General features: G+C 67.7%; 22 protein-coding genes. All 22 read right to left on the bottom strand.

Annotated elements, in window-relative coordinates; translation table 11 throughout:
* Positions 1 to 107: 107 nt before the first annotated feature.
* On the bottom strand, positions 108 to 1,184 hold the full coding sequence (locus tag FB560_RS06735; RefSeq protein ID WP_141871652.1) for a hypothetical protein: 1,077 nt from the start codon (positions 1,182 to 1,184) through the stop codon (positions 108 to 110).
* Positions 1,159 to 1,764 carry an RNA polymerase sigma factor gene (locus FB560_RS06730; RefSeq protein ID WP_141871651.1) on the bottom strand — a complete coding sequence of 202 codons (606 nt, stop codon included), beginning with the start codon at positions 1,762 to 1,764 and terminating at the stop codon, positions 1,159 to 1,161. The genes FB560_RS06735 and FB560_RS06730 overlap by 26 nt, the downstream gene beginning before the upstream one ends.
* Positions 1,765 to 1,816: 52 nt before the next feature.
* The gene (locus FB560_RS06725) at positions 1,817 to 2,395 is read right to left on the bottom strand and encodes a GNAT family N-acetyltransferase (RefSeq protein WP_141871650.1); all 579 of its coding nucleotides are present in this window, start codon (positions 2,393 to 2,395) and stop codon (positions 1,817 to 1,819) included.
* 45 nt (positions 2,396 to 2,440) lie between these two features.
* Entirely contained in the window at positions 2,441 to 3,361 is a 921-nt protein-coding gene (locus FB560_RS06720; protein WP_141871649.1) for an RluA family pseudouridine synthase, read from the bottom strand.
* A gap of 3 nt (positions 3,362 to 3,364) precedes the next feature.
* Positions 3,365 to 4,027: a signal peptidase II gene (lspA, locus tag FB560_RS06715; protein WP_229673201.1), complete on the bottom strand. Its 663-nt coding sequence runs from the start codon at positions 4,025 to 4,027 to the stop codon at positions 3,365 to 3,367.
* Between the two features lie 10 nt (positions 4,028 to 4,037).
* On the bottom strand, positions 4,038 to 4,646 hold the full coding sequence (locus FB560_RS06710) for a DivIVA domain-containing protein (RefSeq protein WP_141871648.1): 609 nt from the start codon (positions 4,644 to 4,646) through the stop codon (positions 4,038 to 4,040).
* Between the two features lie 151 nt (positions 4,647 to 4,797).
* Positions 4,798 to 5,094 (bottom strand): YggT family protein, encoded by a 297-nt coding sequence (locus FB560_RS06705; RefSeq protein WP_141871647.1) that lies wholly within the window; start codon positions 5,092 to 5,094, stop codon positions 4,798 to 4,800.
* 3 nt (positions 5,095 to 5,097) lie between these two features.
* The gene (locus tag FB560_RS06700) at positions 5,098 to 5,571 is read right to left on the bottom strand and encodes a cell division protein SepF (protein WP_141871646.1); all 474 of its coding nucleotides are present in this window, start codon (positions 5,569 to 5,571) and stop codon (positions 5,098 to 5,100) included.
* Positions 5,572 to 5,613: 42 nt separating this feature from the next.
* Complete coding sequence (locus tag FB560_RS06695) at positions 5,614 to 6,318, bottom strand: YggS family pyridoxal phosphate-dependent enzyme (RefSeq protein ID WP_188895207.1); 705 nt, start codon at positions 6,316 to 6,318, stop codon at positions 5,614 to 5,616.
* Positions 6,315 to 7,457 (bottom strand): cell division protein FtsZ, encoded by a 1,143-nt coding sequence (gene ftsZ / locus FB560_RS06690; protein WP_141871645.1) that lies wholly within the window; start codon positions 7,455 to 7,457, stop codon positions 6,315 to 6,317. The genes FB560_RS06695 and ftsZ overlap by 4 nt, the downstream gene beginning before the upstream one ends.
* Positions 7,458 to 7,680: 223 nt before the next feature.
* Positions 7,681 to 8,619: an FtsQ-type POTRA domain-containing protein gene (locus tag FB560_RS06685; RefSeq protein WP_141871644.1), complete on the bottom strand. Its 939-nt coding sequence runs from the start codon at positions 8,617 to 8,619 to the stop codon at positions 7,681 to 7,683.
* 3 nt (positions 8,620 to 8,622) lie between these two features.
* A complete protein-coding gene (gene murC / locus FB560_RS06680; protein ID WP_141871643.1) occupies positions 8,623 to 10,023 on the bottom strand; it encodes a UDP-N-acetylmuramate--L-alanine ligase in 1,401 nt (466 codons plus the stop codon).
* 12 nt (positions 10,024 to 10,035) lie between these two features.
* Complete coding sequence (locus FB560_RS06675; protein WP_141871642.1) at positions 10,036 to 11,115, bottom strand: UDP-N-acetylglucosamine--N-acetylmuramyl-(pentapeptide) pyrophosphoryl-undecaprenol N-acetylglucosamine transferase; 1,080 nt, start codon at positions 11,113 to 11,115, stop codon at positions 10,036 to 10,038.
* The gene (gene ftsW, locus FB560_RS06670) at positions 11,112 to 12,353 is read right to left on the bottom strand and encodes a putative lipid II flippase FtsW (protein WP_141871641.1); all 1,242 of its coding nucleotides are present in this window, start codon (positions 12,351 to 12,353) and stop codon (positions 11,112 to 11,114) included. Before ftsW ends, FB560_RS06675 begins: the two co-directional genes overlap by 4 nt.
* Positions 12,322 to 13,857 (bottom strand): UDP-N-acetylmuramoyl-L-alanine--D-glutamate ligase, encoded by a 1,536-nt coding sequence (gene murD / locus FB560_RS06665; protein WP_141871640.1) that lies wholly within the window; start codon positions 13,855 to 13,857, stop codon positions 12,322 to 12,324. Before murD ends, ftsW begins: the two co-directional genes overlap by 32 nt.
* A complete protein-coding gene (mraY, locus tag FB560_RS06660) occupies positions 13,847 to 14,953 on the bottom strand; it encodes a phospho-N-acetylmuramoyl-pentapeptide-transferase (RefSeq protein ID WP_141871639.1) in 1,107 nt (368 codons plus the stop codon). The genes murD and mraY overlap by 11 nt, the downstream gene beginning before the upstream one ends.
* A complete protein-coding gene (locus FB560_RS06655; RefSeq protein WP_141871638.1) occupies positions 14,950 to 16,362 on the bottom strand; it encodes a UDP-N-acetylmuramoyl-tripeptide--D-alanyl-D-alanine ligase in 1,413 nt (470 codons plus the stop codon). Before FB560_RS06655 ends, mraY begins: the two co-directional genes overlap by 4 nt.
* A gap of 27 nt (positions 16,363 to 16,389) precedes the next feature.
* Positions 16,390 to 18,156, bottom strand: coding sequence for a peptidoglycan D,D-transpeptidase FtsI family protein (locus tag FB560_RS06650; protein ID WP_141871637.1), 1,767 nt, complete (start codon positions 18,154 to 18,156; stop codon positions 16,390 to 16,392).
* Between the two features lie 44 nt (positions 18,157 to 18,200).
* On the bottom strand, positions 18,201 to 18,761 hold the full coding sequence (locus FB560_RS06645; RefSeq protein WP_141871636.1) for a hypothetical protein: 561 nt from the start codon (positions 18,759 to 18,761) through the stop codon (positions 18,201 to 18,203).
* Positions 18,758 to 19,696, bottom strand: coding sequence for a 16S rRNA (cytosine(1402)-N(4))-methyltransferase RsmH (rsmH, locus tag FB560_RS06640; RefSeq protein ID WP_141871635.1), 939 nt, complete (start codon positions 19,694 to 19,696; stop codon positions 18,758 to 18,760). The genes FB560_RS06645 and rsmH overlap by 4 nt, the downstream gene beginning before the upstream one ends.
* 102 nt (positions 19,697 to 19,798) lie before the next feature.
* Positions 19,799 to 20,230: a division/cell wall cluster transcriptional repressor MraZ gene (mraZ, locus tag FB560_RS06635; protein ID WP_029261553.1), complete on the bottom strand. Its 432-nt coding sequence runs from the start codon at positions 20,228 to 20,230 to the stop codon at positions 19,799 to 19,801.
* Positions 20,231 to 20,519: 289 nt separating this feature from the next.
* Positions 20,520 to 20,894, bottom strand: coding sequence for a DUF3040 domain-containing protein (locus FB560_RS06630; RefSeq protein ID WP_141871634.1), 375 nt, complete (start codon positions 20,892 to 20,894; stop codon positions 20,520 to 20,522).
* Positions 20,895 to 21,019 lie beyond the last annotated feature (125 nt).

Genomic DNA, 21,019 nt, shown 5'->3' with positions numbered 1-21,019 from the left:
AGATACGCCCGTTTCGACCGCCCGTCCGGAGTGACCGGAGCAGAGATCTGCGGTTCCGCTGGGCAGTCGTGCACGGAACCGCAGATCTCGCTCTTCAGATCCGGGCGCTACCGCGGATCGGGTGCCGAATCGACGACCGTGGTGCTCACGCGGATGACCGACTCGGGGACATCACCCGTCACCCCTCCGGTGCCGTACCCCTCGGCGATCGAATCCACGAGTCCGTGCGCGGTGTCGATCGCGATCGTCGTCGTCCGGTGGCCGGTCACGACATAGCGCAGGGTGGCCTGATCGTCGTCGACCGAGACGACCTCGAAGCCCGGGATCATCGCGATCGCCCGGAAGAAGGCGGCACGAAGCTCAGGGGGCATCAAGTTGATCGAGGACGGGTCGGAGAGGCCTGCGACCAGCCAGCGGTCGGCCTCGACGCCGGACATCCCCGACCGCGCACGAAGCCAGTCCAGGAGCTTCTCCGGTTCACGCGGCATCTCCGAGTAGTACGGCCTGTAGGTGTCGGCCAGATACGGCTGCGGAGGTGTGTCGCCATCAGGCGCGAGGAACTCCCCCGCCGGCAGAGTCTGGATCGTGCCGCTCTCGCGTCCCGTGGCGGCGGGCCAGTCGGCGAACTTCTCGGCAGCCTCCGCGCCTCGGTCCCCGAAGGACTTCACGACATCCGCGGTGCCCCAGTCGAAGAACCAATCACCCGAGCGATCGGCAGGGACGTAGAGAACGCGAGAATCTCGCACCAGCACCGCGGCATCGGCGCGTTCACGAGATGCGTTGAATGCGAAGGTGCTCTCGTCATCATCGTCTGCCCATGCGGCATCCCAGAACTGCAGATACTCCCCCTGCGTCTCGATACGCAGGAACTGTCCCGGCTCCAACTGCGTGTCCTGGGCACCCACCGTGACCTCGGCGGCGCTCTCGAGCACCGCCGCGGCCGCGACATCCGGCACAGGTGCCACCACGACGGAGCCCATCACGATCGCGGTCACGGCGGTACCCGCGACGACCGCTCCGATGCCGAAGCCCGCCCATGCCCTGCGGTGCGGGCGACGCACACGATCGGGTCGAGCGGCTCGCGCGACCTCCCGCAGGAGCGCCTGACGCGCGACGCGGACGGTGTCCTCTTCCACAGGGGCCTCGTCGGCCCCGATCTCACGCACTTGTTCCAAAAGCAGCATCGCTCTCCTCCTTCGCCATCCAGGTCAATCGGGCCGCGGAATGCGACCCCGGTGGTGCGAGCTTGCGCCGGACGCGGTTCAGTCGAGATCGGACAGTGCCGACAGGCACGCCCAGCGCATCGGCGATCTGCTCGTACGTCAGGTCTCCCCAGGCATGGAGCAGCAACGTGTCGCGATCACGGGCCGCCAGAGAAGCGATCCGCGGAGCCAGGCGTCGGAGCGCGGCATCGGCGTCGAGGCGTGCGTCGGCTGCTGCGTGCGGTACCTCTCGCACCACGGCATCCGCCGCCGACGAGGCCTCGAAAGCCCGCCACTGGCGTGCCTCATCGGCGCGATGACTCTTCACCAGCTTGGTCGCGATGCCCAGCAGCCACGGGCGGGCGGACTCCCATCGGGTATCGAACGAGGCACGCCGGCGGAAGGCGACGAGGAAGGTCTCGCTGAGGACGTCGTCAACGGCATCGGCTCCGATCCGTCGCCGGATATAGCCGCCGACGGGCCGGACGTGCCGCTCGAAGATCTCGGAGAAGACTCCGGGCTCGTCGAGCGATCGGTGGATGATCTCGCTGTCGGTGCTCACACTGAGTATTGCCCCTGCCCGCGAGAACGGTTCACGGATTCTTCGTCGGAGTTCACGAGCTCCTCAGGTCGAGCCGCATCAACACCCGCGGGAATCCGTCGAGCACCGACTGCGTATCCGCCGCCTTCGTGAAACCGGCGCTTTCGAACAGCCTGCGCGTGCCGACGTACGCCATCGTCAGATTCACCCGCGCGCCGCCGTTGTCGACCGGGTATCCCTCGATCGCCGGCGCGCCGCGTTCCCTCGCATAGGCGACCGCCCCGTCGATGAGGGCGTGGGAGATCCCCTGCTTGCGGTGCCCCGGACGCACGCGCACGCACCAGAGCGACCACACGTCGAGCTCGTCGATGTGGGGGATCAGCCGGTTGCGGGCGAAGCTCGTGCCGCTCCGCGGGTGCACCGCCGCCCAGCCGACCGGTTCGTCATCGAGATAGGCGATCACGCCCGGCGGCGGATCCTCGTGGCACAGCTCCCGTACCCGATCGGCGCGTGCCGAGCCCTTCAGCGCGAGGTTCTCCTTGCTGCCGATGCGGTAGCTCAGGCAGAAGCACACGTTCGACGTCGGTTTCTTCGGCCCCACGAGCGCAGCGACGTCGTCGAACTCGGTCGCGGGGCGAACCTCGATGTCCATGCGACCAGTGTCCCGCACACCGCCGACACGGCGCGGTAGCGGGAGTTACTCGCCGCGCAGCACGTCGAGCGCGTGGCGGAAGTCCGCGGGATACGGAGACTCGAACTGCACCCAGTCGCCCGTGGCCGGGTGCGCGAAGCCGAGCTTGTGGGCGTGCAGCCACTGGCGGGTCAGGCCCAGGCGAGCGGACAGCGTCGGATCGGCACCATAGAGCGGATCACCCACACACGGATGACGATGCGCGGCCATGTGCACGCGGATCTGGTGCGTGCGCCCGGTCTCGAGATGGATCTCGAGGAGTGACGCACCGGGGAACGCCTCCAGCGTCTCGTAGTGCGTCACGGAGGGCTTGCCGTCGGGGACGACGGCGAACTTCCAGGAGTGGTTCGGGTGGCGGCCGATCGGCGCATCGATCGTGCCGGCCAAGGGGTCCGGATGACCCTGGACGACCGCGTGGTAGATCTTCTCGACCGTGCGCTCCTTGAAGGCACGTTTGAGCGCCGTATACGCCTGTTCGGACTTGGCGACGACCATCAGGCCGCTGGTGCCGACATCCAGCCGGTGCACGACGCCCTGCCGTTCCGGAGCGCCCGTGGTGGCCACACGGAAACCTGCAGCTGCGAGAGCGCCGACCACGGTCGGCCCCTCCCATCCGAGCGAGGGGTGAGCGGCGACTCCGGTGGGCTTGTCCACGACCACGATGTCATCGTCGTCGTACACGATGCCGAGTTCCGGCACCGCGATGGGGACGATCTTCGGCCCCTCTTTGGGAGCCCACTCGACCTCGAGCCAGGCGCCACCGCGCAGGCGGTCGGACTTGTCGAGAGTCACGCCATCCAGACGCACGCCTCCGGCGGCCGCGACGTCGGCGGCGAACGTGCGTGAGAAGCCCAGCATCTTGGCCAGGGCGGCATCGACGCGTGCGCCTTCCAGCCCGTCAGGCACGGGAAGAGACCGCGATTCCACGCGTCAGCGTCCCTCTGCGGCCGGTGCGCTGCCTTCGGAGGTCACGTCGGCCCCATGTTCGGGTGACGACCCGTCCACGTCATCCACACGAGCCTTCTCGGCGTCGGCGATCGCAACCGCCTCCGCTTCCTCCTCGGTCTCGACCGCGACGTGATCGCGCTCGCGCGAACCGTCGAAACGCAAGCCGAAGACCACCAGGAGAGCGACCGAGATCATGCCGGTGACGATGAACACGTCAGCGACGTTGAAGATCGCCGGCATCATCCAGGGCATCGAGATCATGTCGACGACGTGGCCGACCGGGAACCCGGGTTCGCGGAACAGCCGATCACCGAGGTTGCCGAGCACGCCGCCCAGCAGGCAGCCGAGTACGACGGCCCAGAGGCGCGAACGCAACCCGAACGCCTTCCAGATGATCACGGCCGCCACCACCGACAAGGCGATGGTGAAGATCCACGTCACCTCGGAGCCGAGCGAGAAAGCCGCTCCGGGGTTTCGCACGTAGTACAGCTGGAGGAACTCTCCGAGCACGGGCACGGGCTCCTGCAACGGCAGGTTCGTGATCGTGAGGTACTTCACAAACTGATCGGCGGCCAGGACGATCGCTGCGAGAACCGCAACGATCGCACCGGCCGCCGACCGACGAAGGGGACGACGTCGTGACAAGACCTACGACCTACAGTCCGATCGCGGAGACCGGCGTGGAGTCCGTGGACGCCGACTTCTCGTCGAGGTCGCGGAGCTGGCCCTCGATGTAGCCGCGCAGCTGCGAGCGGTAGTCGCGCTCGAAGTTGCGGAGTTCGGTGATGCGAGCCTCGAGCGTGTTGCGCTCGCGCTCCAGACGGGCGGCCTCTTCGCGCTGCTTGGCCTCGGCCTCGCTGCGGATGCGGTTCACCTCGTTCTCGGCGTCGGCGATCAGCTGGTTGCGCTTCGCCTCACCCTCGGCGACATGCTCGTCGTGCAGGCGCTGAGCCAGCTCGATGATGCCGGCGGTGGCGGTGGCGGACACCGTGGGTGCCGGCTCGGCCGGGGTCTCGACGGCAGCAGCCGGAGCAGGTGCGGGGACCTCGGCGGCGGGCGCCTCGGCGGCCGGAGCGGCAGCAGGAGCCTCACCGGACTCGTATGCGGCCAGCTTGGCCTTCAGCTCGACGTTCTCCTCGAGGGCCTTGCGCCACTCGATGACGATCTCGTCGAGGAAGTCGTCCACCTCATCGGGGTCGAACCCGTCCTTGAAGCGGACGTGCTGGAACTGCTTGGTGACGACGTCATCCGGGGTAAGTGCCATGAGTGGCTCCTCTTTCGATGAGTTCGGTTGCCAGTTTTGTATGGCGCGGTCGTGATGTGGCGCGAACCCGGGGGGCGCACCTGGGTGCCAGCATAGCCCCCGCACCTTTGTGGCGCGATGACGCGACACCCGAAGAGGGCGAACTCGCGGTTCAGATGAACAGTCTGACGATGTTCATCAGAATCAACACGATGAGCATCGTGAGCGCGAATCCGAAGTCGAGCGAGAGGGAGCCGATACGCAGAGGAGGAATGATCCGCCGGAAGAACCGGATCGGCGGATCGGTCAACGTGTACACGGCTTCCGCGGCGACGAGGCCGAAGCCCTTGGGACGCCATTCCCGGTTGAAGAGCGGGATGTAGTCGAGGACGAGGCGCGCGAAGAGCACGAAGATGTAGAGCAGCAGAACCAGGTGGACGATGCTCGCGACGACAGAGACCAGTTGCACGGGCTACGACTGGTCGAAGCCCGCAGACTCGGCGTCTGCGTGGGCGATACCGCCATGACCCGACACCGCGATGTTCTCCGGCGAGAGCAGGAAGACCTTCGAGGTGACGCGCTCGATGCGACCGTAGAGGCCGAGCGAGAGACCACTGGCGAAGTCGATCAGTCGACGCGCGTCGGCATCGCTCATCTGCGAGAGGTTGATGATGACCGGCACGCCTTCACGGAAGCTCTCCGCGATGAGCTGCGCGTCGCGGTACTGCTTCGGGTGCACGGTGAGGATCTCGTTCACAGCGCCCGCCGCAGGCTGTCGCACGGCGACAGGTCGACGCAGCGGGGTGACCGGAGCCGGAGCGGGCTCTTCGCGGTCACGATCGCGTTCACGGTGAGAGCGGGCGGGCGCCTGCTGCTCTTCTTCATAGGCTTCTTCCTCGTCGGCGAGGCCGAGATACACCATGGTCTTCTTCAGCGGGTTACCCATCGTGTCCTCCGGTTCGAACGTTCGGGCTGGTCTGGTTAGAGGTTAACCCCGGTCGGGCCGGGGTCCCGTGATTGCGGAGCCGATCCGCAGGTGTGTCGCGCCCGCGGCGATGGCTTCGACGAAGTCGCCCGTCATCCCCGCGGAGATCCACGTGGCGTCCGGAGCGAGCCCTCGGACGCTCTCCGCGACGTCATGGAGACGAGCGAAGGCGGATGCCGGTTCCTCATCGAGCGGAGCGACGGCCATCACACCGCGGAGACGCAGCGACGGCAGCGAGAGGACATGCTCCGCGAGCGCGGGGGCGTCGGCAGGAGACACTCCCCCGCGGCCCTCGTCATCCGTGAGGTTGATCTGCACCAGCACGTCGAGCACATCGTCGCTGTCGGCCACACGATCGAGCGCGTCGGCGAGGCGGTCGCGATCGAGCGAGTGGACGACGTCGGCGCTCCGGCGGATCGAGGCCGCCTTGTTGGTCTGCGCCTGGCCGATGAAATGCCAGCGCAGGTCGAGCTCCGCGAGTTCGCCCTGCTTGGAGGTGAGTTCCTGCTGCCGGTTCTCCCCGACTTCCCGCACGCCCAGTTCGTGCAACTCACGCACGAGGGACGCCGGGTGGAACTTCGTCACGACGATCCGTGTGATCTCGGCGGGGTCGCGGCCGGCGAGCCGCGCGGCGTCGGCGATCCGTGTGTCGATCGCCGACAGCCGCGCTGCCAGGCTCGGTGACTGCTGAGCCTGGTCGAGCGTCACTTCAGGAATTCGGGGATGTCGATGTCGTCGTCGGCGAACGCCGGCTCGATGCTCGTCGCCGTCACGCGCTGCGGGGCGGACTCAGGCTCCGAGGCACCGGCAGCAGGCGCGGCGGTGTCATCGGAGAGTGCGACCTCGGGCAGCGTCGCCGCGGGGCGGCTCACGACCATCGGGTCCAGTCGGAGCGAGGGCTCGCCACCGTCGAATCCTGCGGCGATCACGGTCACGCGCACCTCGTCTCCGAGGCTGTCGTCGATGACCGTACCGAAGATGATGTTCGCCTCCGGGTGCGCGGCTTCCTTGACGAGGTCGGCCGCGTCGTGGATCTCGAAGATACCGAGGTTCGATCCACCCTGGATGGAGAGCAGCACGCCGTGGGCGCCTTCGATGCTCGCCTCGAGCAGCGGAGACTCGACGGCCAACTCTGCGGCCTTGATCGCACGATCAGCGCCGCGCGCGGAGCCGATACCCATCAGCGCGGAACCGGCACCCTGCATGACCGACTTGACGTCGGCGAAGTCGAGGTTGATCAGACCGGGGGTCGTGATCAGATCCGTGATGCCCTGGACACCGGCGAGAAGCACCTGGTCGGCGGTCGCGAACGCCTCGATCATCGAGATGCCGCGGTCGCTGATCTCGAGGAGACGGTCGTTCGGCACGACGATGAGGGTGTCGACCTCTTCCTTGAGCTTGGCCACACCTGCCTCGGCCTGGCTCTGGCGGCGACGGCCTTCGAACGAGAACGGCTTCGTGACGACACCGATCGTGAGGGCGCCGATCGACTTCGCGATGCGAGCGACGACCGGGGCGCCACCCGTTCCGGTGCCACCGCCTTCGCCGGCGGTGACGAAGACCATGTCGGCGCCGGTGAGCGCCTGCTCGATCTCCTCGGCGTGGTCCTCTGCGGCGCGACGACCCACTTCGGGGTCGGCACCGGCGCCGAGACCGCGCGTGAGCTCACGACCGACGTCGAGCTTGACGTCGGCGTCGCTCATGAGCAGCGCCTGCGCGTCGGTGTTGACGGCGATGAACTCGACTCCGCGGAGACCGAGATCGATCATGCGGTTGACGGCGTTGACGCCGCCACCGCCGACGCCGACGACCTTGATCACGGCGAGGTAGTTCTGGTTCTGGCTCATGGCCGGCCTCCGATTAGTCGAGCCTTGGAAGTGGGTGAACCTTAAACCTCAAGTAGAGGTGTAAAGTATTTCCCGGTATTGCGTTCTCTTGATCGAAGGTAAGCGCCGCGTGAGCTCGTGGGCGCAGCGCGCTGGGCGTGTCGCTTCATTCCCGTCGGAATGCGCGTTCGACACGCGCTCTGCGCGCCACAGAGGACTCGGACCCCGCCACGGGGTCGCTCACTCAGCCGACGACGGCGGTCTCGGCGGACGAGACATCGACCGTGGAGGCATCCGGTTTCGCCGTCAACGCCTTCTCGAGCACGAGAGCCTTGAGTGCCGACTTCTCGGCACTCCCCCACACGACCGTCAACCCGCTGCTGAGCGTGAGGGTCACATCGTCGGCGGTGCTGGCGCTCACACCGGTCAGCTGTGCGCGCAGGTCGGCGGGCAGGGAACGCACGACGAGCCCGGCGCTCTGGAACGCCGATGAGTCGGTGCCGGTGGCGATGTCGATCAGAGGCTGTCCGGCGGGTTGATCGGAGGTGGTCGACAGTGCCACGCCGGCAGCATCCACGAGGGTGTAACCGGCGTCCGAACGGATCACCCCGATCGGCGTGCGCTCGACGATCCGCACGGTCAGATCGTGCGGAGGCCTGGCCTCGAGCGCATAGGTCTCGATCAGCGGGAAGGCCAGCAGTGCCGCCTTGACCTCGCTCGAGTCGACGAGCGCCAGAGGCGTGCCGATCTGACCGCTCAGCGCCGCCTCGACAGCAGCGGGGTCGAGAGTGGAAGCGCCGGCGACGGTGATCTTCTCCACCGCGAACAAGGGACTGTAGGCGGCAGCAACGCTCCCGCCCACCAGGAGGACGACGGCGCCGATGGCGCTCCACCAGATGATCCGACGGCGTCGCGAACGCTGCGTGAAGCGACGGATCTCCGCCCGCAGTGCCTTGCGCCGGGCACGCGCGGCTCGCCAGACGTCGCGTGTGGATGTCGGCGGCGTCTCGGTATCGGTGGCTCCGACGAGGGCCTCGGTGCCGTCATCCGGCGGTGAGATCGAGCCCGACGGCTTCTTCGCGCCCAGCGATTCGCGCCGAGCCGGGCGGAGGACCGACGGTGAGGCAGGCTCCTGCTCCCCCTGGCTCTCCGGGGAGGTCGGAGGCGGTGGGGGCCGACGCACGGACTACGCCTCGACGGTCTGGCGCAACGACTCGAGCACCTGCGGGATGATCTGGTAGACGTTGCCGCAGCCGAGAGTGATCACGAAATCACCGTCGCGGGCGACGGTGGCGGTGTAGTCCGCGGCCTCCTGCCAGTCGGCGACGAAGTGCACATGGGCGGGGTCGCGGAACGCGCCGCTCACGAGCTCTCCGGTGACTCCCGGGACCGGATCCTCACGCGCGCCGTACACGTCGAGCATCACCGTGTGATCGGCGAACTCCTCGAGCACATCGGCGAACTCCTGGTACATGTGCTGCGTGCGCGAGTACGTGTGGGGCTGCTGGATCGCGATGATGCGTCCTGGACCCGAGATGCTGCGCATCGCCTCGAGCGCGGCACGGACTTCGGTGGGGTGATGCGAGTAGTCGTCATAGACGGTGACCCCGCGCTCGACGCCATGCTGCTCGAGGCGGCGCACCGTGCCGGCGAATCCTTCCACCGCGCGCACCGCATCGACCAGGCCGATCCCCAGTGCGCGCAGCACCGCGACGGATCCTGCGGCATTGATCGCGTTGTGCACTCCCGGCACCGCGAGCTGCATGCGCACGCTGTCGTCACCGTGGGTGATGGTCGCGGCCACCGGCCCGTGGGCGACGACATCCGTCACGCGCATATCGGCATCCGCCGCCTGGCCGAAGGTGAGTACATTCGGGTGCGAGAGGCCGGCGCCGACGCGCAGTGCGCCGGCGTCGTCGCTCGAGATCACGACAGCTTCGCTGGCCGCGTCCGCGAACCGCACGAAGGCATCGTGGAACGCTTCCTCGGATCCGAAGTGGTCGAGGTGGTCGGGGTCGACGTTCGTGATGAGCGCCACGGCGGTGTCGTACAGCAGGAACGTGCCGTCCGACTCGTCGGCCTCGATCACGAAGAGGTCGCCCGTGCCCGTCGCGCTGGAGATGCCGAGCTGCTCGATCACTCCCCCGTTGACGAAGTGCGGGTCGAGGCCGAGGTCGCGCAACGCCGTGACGATCATGCCCGTCGACGTGGTCTTTCCGTGCGCGCCGGCGACGGACACCAGGCGGCGTGAGCCGATCAGCCAGTACAGCGCCTGCGAACGGTGGATGACATGGAGCCCGCGCTCCTTGGCGAGAAGGAACTCCGGGTTCTCCGGCCAGATCGCTCCGGTGTGCACGACCGTGTCGGCGTCGCCGAGATGCGTGGCATCGTGCCCCACGTGCACGGTCGCCCCGGCAGCGGCCAGCGCCTGGAGATTGGCGCTGTCGGCACGGTCGGATCCGGAAACGCGGATGCCGGCATCGAGGAACATCTTGGCGAGTCCGCTCATGCCGGAACCGCCGATGCCGATGAAGTGCGCGGAGGTGATCGTCTCGGGAATCGGGAGGGAGAGGTCGGGTCTGATCATGTCCAGCTCAGTCTAGTTCGGGGCACCGACGGCGCGATCGATGAGCGCGATCACGTTCTCGGTGCCGGTGCGGGTGCCGACCTTCTCGGCCGCCGTCGCCATCGTGGCGATGCGGTCGCGGTCATGGAGCAACGGCACGACGATCCGCCGGACCGCGTCGCCGTCGAACGTGGCGTCGTCGAGCAGTTCCGCGGCCCCCGCAGCGACGGCGGAGCCGGCGTTGAGGCGCTGCTCACCGTTCCCCACGGAGTACGGCACATAGAGGGCGGGGATTCCCAGAGCGCTCACTTCGCTGACGGTCGCCGAACCCGAGCGCGACACGATCAGATCCGCGAGCGCGAAGGCCAGATCCATCCGGTCGACGTAGCGGCGCAGAGAATATCCCGGCACGCCGGGGTCGGGCATGTCGCTGCGCTCGCCCGTGACGTGCAGCAGCTGCCAGCCGGCGTCGAGGATGTCACGCCAGGAATCCGCCAGAGCCTCGTTCAGGCGCTGCGCTCCGAGCGACCCGCCGAACACGAGCAGGACGGGTCGGTCGGCGTCGAGTCCGAAGGCGGCGGCCGCCTCCCCGCGGAGCGCGGCACGGTCCAGCGCGATGACTTCGCGGCGCAGTGGCATCCCGACGACCTCGCCACCGCGCAGAGGGGTGCCGTCGAACGCCACGCCCACGGCGGCGGCCCAGCGCGCCCCCAGGACGTTGGCGAGACCGGGCTTCGCATTGGCCTCATGCACGACGAAGGGGATGCGCTCGCGACGGGCCGCGACGTAGGCGGGCGCGGAGGCGTAGCCCCCGAAGCCGACGACCACGTCGATGCCGTGCTGGCGGATGTGTGCGCGCACCTGGGCGATGGCCCGGCGGAAGCGGCCGGGGAACGCCGCCGCCTGCCGGTTGGGCCGGCGCGGGAAGGGGACCTTGTCGACGATGAGCAACTCGTAGCCGCGGGCGGGGACGAGCCGGGATTCCAGCCCTTCGGCGGTGCCGAGGACGAGCACATCGGCCTGAGGGTCGCGCGCACGCAGCCCATCGGCGACGGCGAGCAGGGGGTTGACATGGCCGGCGGTTCCTCCGCCGGCGAGCAAGTACGAGGTCACTTGGTGACCCTACCCCGCCCTGCCGAAGAACCCCGGGGAGCCGCCGGACGCTGCGTGGCGCCGCCCGGCTCGACCGCGGGGATGGTGCGCGCGAACGCCAGCAGCACGCCGCAGGCGAGCAGGACCGCCAACAGCGCGGTGCCGCCCTGGGACATGAACGGGAGCGGAACACCCATGACGGGGAAGATGCCGATCACGACGCCGATGTTGAGCACGGCCTGTCCGACGATCCAGACGGTGATGCCACCCGCGGCGACGCGGATGAAGGGATCGTTCGTCTTGCGGATGATGTGGAACGCACCGATCGTGAAGAACGTGAACAGCGCCAGCACGACGATGCAGCCGATCAGCCCGAGTTCCTCTCCGACGATCGCGAAGATGAAGTCGTTGCCCGCTGCGGGCAGCCATCCGTACTTCTCCTGGGAGTTGCCGAGACCGAGACCGAAGATCCCGCCGCTCGCCATTCCCCAGATGCCGTGGATCGACTGGTAGCAGTCGGTGTAGTACAGGTCGAGGTTGTCGCACGACGCCGTGATGCGTCGCATGCGGTCGACGCTGGAGAGCGCGTAGGCGAGCACGGCGCCGACGCCGAGGATCACCGGGATGATGAACAGCCGCAGCTTCACTCCCGAGAAGAACAGGCACCCGAGCAGGATCAGGACGAGCACCATGGCGGTACCGAGGTCCTTCCCACCGAGCACGGTGCCGATCGCAAGCGCACCGACGGGTACGACCGGGATGAAGACGTGGTGCCAGGTGCCGAGCATCGCCTGTTTGCGAAGCAGGACGTAGCCGATCCAGAGGGCGAGGGCCAGCTTGAGGAACTCGGACGGCTGGAGCTGGAACCCCGCGATCTGGATCCAGTTCCGGTTTCCTCCGTCAGCGATTCCGAGCGGCGTGAACACCAGCAGCTGGAGGGCGACCGCCCCGAACAGCGCCGGCCAGGCCATGCGCTTGAGGAAGGCGATCGGGAGCCTGCTCACGAGGAACATCAGCGGCACGCCGAGCAGGGCGAAGATCCCTTGACGCAGGGCGGCGCTCCAGGGGCTCTCGCCGTTGCCGATGGCCGTCGCGCTGGTCGCCGACAGCACCATCACGAGTCCGAACAGCGTCAGCAGCAGCGCGGTGGACGCGATCATGAGGAACTCGCTCGACACCGGCACGAAGCGGCGTCCGAGCGACACGCGGGCTGCGAGACCGCCGGACTCAGATCCCGGAGGGCGGGCCACCTGCGTCATCGTCGCTCCCCCGGTCGATCCACTCTCGCACCGCTTCGGCGAAGCGACGGCCGCGATCCGCGTAGCTGGAGAACTGATCGAAGGACGCCGCAGCGGGAGCCAGCAGAACTGTTCCCTCGCCGTCGACGATCCCGGCCGCGATCTCCACGACACGATTCATGACCTGTCCAGTGTCACCGGCATCGACCTCGAACACCGGCACCCCGGGCGCGTGTCGTCGGAACGCCGTCACGACCTCGACCCGCTCGACGCCGATCACGACGGCGGCACTCGCGGTGCGTCCGGCATCGGCGACGAGATCCGACAGGTCCACGCCCTTGAGATCGCCACCGACGACCCACACGGCACCCGGGTAGGCGCGGAGCGAGGATGCCGCCGCATGCGGGTTCGTCGCCTTGGAGTCATCGACCCAGGTGATGCCGCGATGCCGGGCGATGATCTGGATGCGGTGCGCGTCGAGACGGAAGTCCTGGAGGGCCGAGTGGATCGCCTCCGGCTCCACTCCGAGCGACCGCGCCAGAGCACTGGCCGCCAGGATGTTCTGCACGATGTGCGGAGCGGCGAGGCCCACCCGATCGAGGTCGGCGAGCGTGGTCAGTTCGAGCGCGCTGCGGGACCGATCGTCGAGGAACGCGCGGTCGACCAGCAGCCCCTCCACGATCCCGAGGTCGCTGGGACCGGGAATCCCCAGATCGAAGCCGATGGCACGGGCGCCGTCGACGACCTCCGCATCCTCCACCATGCGACGGGTGGCCTCATCGGCCTTGTTGTAGACGCACGCGACCCGGGTGTTGCGGTAGACCAGGGCCTTCGCATCGCGGTAGGCCTGCGCGCTGCCGTGCCACACCAGGTGGTCGTCGGCGAGGTTGAGGCAGACCGAGGTGTGCGGGAACAGCTCCCCCTCGGCGTCTGACTGCCCGAGGTACCAGAGCTGGTGGCTGGAGAGCTCCACGACCAGCACATCGAAACCGGCGGGGTCGCGCACGGCATCGAGGACCGGGACGCCGATGTTGCCGCAGGGCGCCGCCCGCAGCCCGCCTGCAGCGAGCAGCGTGGCAGTGAGCTGGGTCGTGGTGGTCTTGCCGTTGGTACCGGTGATCAGCACCCAGTCAGCCGGGGATCCGTCATCGCGCACGACCTTGTCACGCAGACGCCAGGCGAGCTCGATGTCACCCCAGAGCGCGATGTCCGACTCCTGCGTCCACCGGATCACGGGATGCGTCGGCGAGAAGCCGGGCGAGGCGATGACGAGTTCGGGGTCGAAGTCGACAAGCGCCTCAGGGATGTCGGCGAGCGAGCCCAGCTCGAGCCTGGCGCCGATGATCGGCAACAACCGGGCGTATTCCTCCTCCGCCGATTCGCTCAGCACCAGCACGTCGGCGCCGAGTTCCGCCAGCGTGTCGGCGACCGAGAAACCGGTCATCGACAGTCCGAGAACCGCGACGCGCAGGCCCTTCCAGTCGGCATGCCAGCTGGTCAGGGTCTGCAGACGCTCAGCCGACACGTGTCAGCCACTCGACGTAGAACAGGCCGACGGCCGAGACCGCCAGCAGACCCGCGATGATCCACAGGCGCACGACGATCGTGACCTCAGCCCAGCCGCGCATCTCGAGGTGATGATGGAACGGGCTCATCAGGAACAGTCGCTTGCCACGAGTCAGCTTGAAGTAGCCGCGCTGCAGGATCACCGAACCGGACGAGAGGACGAACACGCCGGCGATCACGAGGAGCAGCAGCTCGGTGCGGGTGAGGATCGCCATCGCGGTGATCACGCCGCCGATGGCCATCGAGCCCACGTCGCCCATGAAGACCTTCGCCTTGGGAGCGTTCCACCAGAGGAAGCCGATCAGACCGGCGGCGACGGATGCCGCGATGATCGCGAGGTTGAACGGATCGCGCACTTCATAGCAGCCACCGAGCGAACCGGGGTCTCCCCCGGCACAGGGCTGCTTGAACTGCCAGAAGGCGATGACGCTGTACGCGCCGACCACGATGACACCGGCACCGGCCGCGAGCCCGTCGAGACCGTCGGTGAGGTTGACGCTGTTCGACGTCGCGACACCGATCACGGCGATCCAGGCCAGGTACAGGGCCCAGCCGAGCACGATGCCGAACGCGAAGAGGTTCAGCCAGGTGATGTCACGGAACAGCGAGATCGACTCGCTCGCGGGCGTCTGGCCGAACTTGTTCGGGAAGTTGAGCGCGACGATGCCGAAGGGGATGATCACGAGCAGTTGGCCGATCACCTTGCGCCAGCCCGAGAGACCCAGGCTGCGCTGGCTGCGCACCTTCATGTAGTCGTCGATGAATCCGACGGCGCCGAAACCGACCATCAGCCAGATGACCAGGAGCGCCGACAACGCAGGCTGCTCCCCGCTCACGTAGACACCGGTGAAGTAGCCGACGATCGAGCCGGCGATGAAGATCACGCCGCCCATCGTGGGGGTACCGCGTTTCGCCTCGTGGCTCGGGTTCTCCACGGCCTCGGGGGTGCGGATGACCTGCCCCCAGCCCCACTTCCGGAAGAGCCGGAGGAAGACGGGAGTCAGGAACAGTGTGAAGGCGAGCGAGATCGCCGCCGCCATGATGAGTGACCTCACGAGAACAATTCTCCCAGACGATCGCCGAGATGCCGGAGGCCCACGGAATTGGATGACTTGACGAGCACGCGATCACCGTCACGGAGTTCCGTGCGGAGGTACTCGAACGCGGCGTCCTGGTCGGGCAGATGGACGGCTTCACTGTCCCAGGAGCCTTCGCCGACGGCGGAGAGATAGAGTCGGCGCGCTTCGGGACCGACCACCACGATGCGCTGGATGTTCAGCCGCACGGCGAGCAGCCCGATGCGGTCGTGCTCCTCCCCTGCGCTCTCGCCCAGTTCGGTCATGGCGCCCAGGACCGCGACGGTCCGCTCCTCCGGCCCGGTGATCTGAGCGAGGGTCCGCAGCGCCGCGGCCATCGAGTCGGGGCTGGCGTTGTACGCGTCGTTGATGATGCGCACGCGATCGCTGCCCATCGGCTGCATGCGCCAGCGTTCGGCGATCTCGACCGTCTCCAGACGCGCGATCGCGTCCGCGGTCGCGACACCGAGCGCCCGGGCCGCGGCGATGGCTGCGAGGGCGTTGGTGATGTGGTGGGCGCCGAGCACGCGCAGGTGCAGGGGGATCCGCTCGCCGTCAGCCTCGATGACGCAGCGGGTTCCTGCTGCGGTGACCTCGATGTCCTGCGCGCGCACATCTGCCGCAGGACCCTGCCCGAACCCCACGACGCGCATGCCACGCGACTGCGCGAGATCGCGCATCGCGGCGACGCGCGAGTCGTCGATGCCGAGCACGGCGGTGCCGTCGGCCTTCGCCGCGGAGACGAGCTCCGACTTGGCCTTGGCTGTCTCCTCGATACCGCCGAAACCGCCGGCATGCGCCATCCCGACCATCAGCACGACGGCGATGTCGGGCTCGACCAGGCCGGCCAGCCGGGCGATGCTCCCCGGAGCCGCCGCGCCGAACTCGCTCACGAGGAAGCGGGTGCTCCGCGTGACACGCAGCATGGTGACCGGAGCACCGACCTCGTTGTTGTAGGAGTTGATCGGGGCGACCGTCTCCCCTTCGTCGGCGAGGATGCGGGCGAGGAAGTTCTTGGTGGTGGTCTTGCCGTTCGAGCCGGTGATGCCCACGATGCGCAGGTCGCCCTCGGCACGCACGCGCGCGACGACCTCCCGCGCCAGGTCGGCCAGCGCCGTGATCACGTCAGCGACCACGATCTGAGTGATGTCCTCGTCCACCGGGTGCTCGACGATCGCCAGAGCCGCTCCCGCCGCGACAGCCGCGCCGACGAATCGATGCCCGTCTGTCTCGGCTCCCGGCTTGGCCACGAAGATCGATCCGGGAGTCATCACGCGGGAATCGGTGTCGACGACGCCGTCAACGACGGTCTCGGCGGAATCGCTTCCGGCGAGGCGCAGTTCACCGCCGACAGTAGCGGCGATCTCAGCAAGCGACAGGGCGATCATGACATCTCCAGGCGCGGCTTTCGCCGGCTATTCGAACTTGGGCAGCAACTCATCCATCGGCACGGAGGACGGCATCACGCGATAGGTCTTCATCACCTGCGTCATCGCCTTCTGGAAGGCGGATGCGGTGGCCGCGGACGATACAACCTTAGTCGGCTCGTCCAGAGTGACCACGACGACGTACTGCGGATCGTCGACGGGCGCGAAGCCCACCATGCTCGTGTAGTACACGCCTGCCTTGTATCCGCCCTTGCCATCCGGAACCTGCGCGGTACCGGTCTTGCTGGTCACGCGATAGCCAGGAACCTGGATGCGCTCGGCGTTGCCACCCTGCACTGCGACGTTCTCGAGCATGCGGGTGAGGTCGGCGGCGGTCTGCTCCGTCACGATCTGCTCGTGCTTCGGCGCGTCAGCGGCCACCACGGTGCCGTCCGGCTTCGTGCAGGATTCGATCAGCGACAGGTCGATCTTCTCGCCGCCGTTGGCGATCGCCTGGTAGGCCCCCGCGACCTGTGCGGCGGTGACCGTGAAGAACTGACCGAACGTCGTGGTGTACAGCGACTGGTTGTCCCATTCGCTCACCGGATGCAGAGTGCCGGAGACCTCGGTCGGGAAGCCGATCGTGTCCTTTCCGACTCCGAAACGCTGCAGGTAGTCGTAGCGCACGTCGGGGCTGACGGTCGTTCCGAACTTCGACAGAGCGACGTTCGAGGAGTCGATCAGCGCACCGGCGAGCGTGTAGTTGTAGGCCGCATGCGAGAACGCGTCGTTGATCACGGCGCCGTTCGGGAACTTCTCGCGAGACGAGGCGCTCACAGTGCTGAGCGGCGTGAGACCGGCCCCCTCCATCGCTGCAGCCGCGGTGATGGCCTTGAAGGTCGATCCAGGCTCGAAGTCGTGGTGGAAGATCTCGCTGCCCCAGTCATCCGCCGTCATCGACCCGAGGTCGTTGGGGTCGAGCGCCGGCCACTCCGCTGCGGCACGGATCTTTCCGGTCTTGACCTCGACGACCGTGACCGTTCCGCCCTTGGCGCCCTGCTTCTGAGCTTCTTCGGTGATCATCTGCTGCAGGTACCAGTTCAGGTCGCTGTTGATGGTCAGCTGAACGGTGCCGCCGTCCACCGCGTTCACGGTGCGCTCGCTCCCGGGGATCACGACCCCGTCCTTTCCGATGCGATAGCTCTCCTCGCCGTTGACGGGAGCGAGGCAGGACTGCTCCATCTTCTCGATGCCCGCCTGCGCCTTGCCGCTGCCGTCGAGGAATCCGACGATGTTCCCGGCGACCGCCCCGTTGGGATACACCCGGGTCTCGCGTGCCGTCATATGCAGATAGGCGAGCTTCAGATCGCGCAGTTCGATGTACTGATCCGTCGTGAGCGACTTCTTCAGCTGCACGTACTGGCTCTCGGCGTTCTCTGCGAGGGCGTTCGCGACGAGCGCGCGCACCTCGTCGCCGGTCTGCCCGGTGACCGCCGCGATCTTGTCCGCGGCTTCGTCCCAGGGGACCTTCGGCTCCTTCTTCTCCAGCTCGGTGATCACGAGCGGGCTGAGCTCCGCGTCGTAGACCATCACGCTCGAAGCCAGCACGGTACCGCTCGCATCGACGATCGTGCCCCGCTGCCCGGAGATGCTGTCGCCCTTGCCGATGTGCTTGAGGGAATCGTTGACGTGCTCGTCCGCGCTCACGACCTGGATATCGACGAGACGCACGACGAACACGGCGAGGACCGAGAGGATCACGGCGAGGGCGACGACGGTCCGTCGCCGCGGTCCGCGGGTGGCTCGTGTCGTCATGGGATCTCTCCGTCGGATGGTGGGCGGTCGGCTGGGCGGTGCGGCTAGTGCGTCGTGGGGCTGGGGAGACCGTCGGTGATCGCCGGCGGAAGGTCCTGCGTGGCGGGATCGAGCGTGCCGTTCTCCGGCACCGGGGTGTCGACGGGAGGAGCGGTGATGAGCGAGTTGCTCACCGCGCCGCTGCCGTTCGGGTCGACGGTCGATGTCCAGTCGGCGCCTGCTCCGACGCCGAAGACGGCGCCGTCGCTCAGACGCAGGTAGGAGGGCGAACCCGCCACGACCATGCCGAGGTCGGCGGCGGCGCTCGCGAGGGCCTGCGGCGAACTGAGTCCGGTCAGCTCCTCCTGCAGGGCATGCGAGCGCAGATTGAGTTCGCGCTGTTGCGACGACAGGTCGGCGAGCACGAACGAGTCCTGTGTGATCGCCAGCGACAGCCCGATCTGCGCGGCTCCGATGGCGAGCGCGCCGCCGAGAGCCATCAGCGCGTACGCCAGCTTGGGCTTGCGCCGAGGCCTGCTCTCGGTGACCGGACGCAGTCGACGCTCGGGAGCGCGCGCCGGGGTGACCGGCAGCGCCGGCTTGCGGACGGTGGCGTTCAGGCTCATGCGCGGTCCCTGACCTTCTCCGCGGCACGCAGGCGCACCGGGATCGCCCGGGGATTGCGTGCGCGTTCGGCGTCGTCCGCCAACTCGGCCCCCTTGGTGAGGATGCGGAATCGAGGGGCGTGCTCCGGCAGTTCGACGGGAAGCCCTGCGGGGGCGGTCGACGCCGCAGCAGCCGCGAATGCCTGCTTCACGAGGCGGTCCTCGAGCGACTGATACGACATCACGGCGATACGCCCGCCGACGTTCAGCGACTCCATGGCAGACGGGATGGCGTCGGCGAGCACGTTGAGTTCGGCGTTCACCTCGATGCGCAGCGCCTGGAAGACCCGCTTGGCCGGGTGTCCGGCACGCTGGGCGGCCGCCGGCGTCGCCGCGATCAGGATCTCGACGAGCTCGCCCGAGCGCAGGATCGGCTTCTTCTGACGGGCGTCGATGATGAAGCGCGCGTACCGACCGGCGAGCTTCTCCTCTCCGTAGCGCTCGAAGATGCGCCGGAGGTTGCCCTCGTTGTAGGTCGCGATGACCTCGGCGGCGGTGATGCCCTTGGTCTGGTCCATCCGCATGTCGAGCGGCGCATCCTTGGAGTACGCGAAGCCGCGCTCGGCCTCGTCGAGCTGCAGCGAGGAGACGCCGAGGTCGAAGAGGATCGCAGAGGCTCCCTGTGCGTGCAACCCGATCTCGTCGTAGACGGTGTGGACGAGCGTGACGCGGTCCGTGAAGCGGGCGAGCCGCTCCCCCGCGATACGCAGGGCATCGGTGTCTCGGTCGAGTCCGATGAGACGGATGTGGGGGAAGCGCTCCAGGAACGCCTCGGAGTGTCCGCCCATGCCGAGGGTGGCATCGACGAGCACGGCTCCGTCCGCCTGCAGGGCAGGGGCGAGCAGCTCGACGCAGCGGTCGAGCAGTACGGGGGTGTGAATGTCTCGGAGGTTCATGATCTTTCTCGGGGTGACCTTCGGCTCTGATCCCCCTCCGCTTCTCGACCCGGCACCGGGGAAGTGTGTCGGGGCGGGAGCGGCGGGGCATCACAGCCGTGGTCAGAAGAGTCCCGGAATCACCTCCTGCTCGAGGTCGGAGTAGGTCTCCTCGCCGGCAGCGAGGTAGGTGTTCCAGCTCTCGGCATCCCAGATCTCGGCATGGGCGCCGACTCCGGTGACGATGAGTTCCTTCTGCAGTCCTGCGTACTGACGCAGGTGCGCGGGGATGGTGATGCGGTTCTGGCTGTCTGGCATCTCCGCACTCGCACCGGAGAGGAACAGTCGCATGAAGTCACGCGCCTGTTTGTTCGCGAGCGGAGCCTGACGGATCCGCTCGTGCATCGCCTCGAACTCGGCCGTGCTGAAGACGTAGAGGCAGCGTTCCTGGCCTCGGGTGACGACGATGCCGCCGCCGAGGTCCTCACGGAACTTCGCGGGAAGGATGACCCTTCCTTTGTCGTCCAGCTTCGGTGAGTGCGTACCCAGCAACATCGGCCATCACCCCCTCTGCGTCCGGCCAACTCGAGGTGCGCCCCACTTTACTCCACTTTCCTCCACATTCCTACGGTCAATCCGCGCCCGACGGCGCGGTCACGCTTGATCGGCCTCGATAATCCGCGGAATCTCAGGGTGGAGGAGGGTGGAGGGAATGTGGAGGGATGGGTCAGCAGCGAGACACGCCCCCGCGCGCCCTGGAATGAGCATCACCGGACCGCAGACGCAAGAAGGCCCGGATGCTCAGAGCATCCGGGCCTTCTCGGGAAGAAAGTGGAGAGGGTGGTCAGCGACCGTCCTGTCGCCGATCCCATCGGTCGTTCATGCGATCCATGAAGGACGCGGAGTCCTGCCGCTTGGCGGACGTCGCCTCGCGCGGCGTCACCGGAGTGGCACGTCGCACGGGCGTCACAGCGAACATCACGCCCGCCAGCATCGCGGCGAATCCGATGACACCGACCACGATGCCCCAGACGTCGCCGAGGATCACGCCGGCGACCAGAGCGCCGACACCGGCCAGCAGCAGCAGTGCGCCGTAGACGAGGTTGCGATAGCTCAGTGTGCGATCGCCTGACGGCGCGCTCACGACGTCTGCGTCGTTGTGGAGGAGATGGCGTTCCATCTCATCGAGCAGACGCTGCTCCTGTTCGGAGAGTGGCATTTCGTCCCCCTCGGGTATTCGTTCATCCATTCTACGCGCGCCCGGGCATCCGGGGCTAGCAGTTCGGCTCCTGCTTGCTTTACGTATGCTGGGAGTGTGCCATCCCCCACTCCGATCCAGGACGC

Origin of the sequence: Microbacterium saperdae (assembly GCF_006716345.1) — a bacterium.
Classification (GTDB): Bacteria; Actinomycetota; Actinomycetes; order Actinomycetales; family Microbacteriaceae; genus Microbacterium; species Microbacterium saperdae.
The sequence above is the reverse complement of the archived record's forward strand: the minus strand, read 5'-3'. Positions and strand labels throughout refer to the sequence as shown.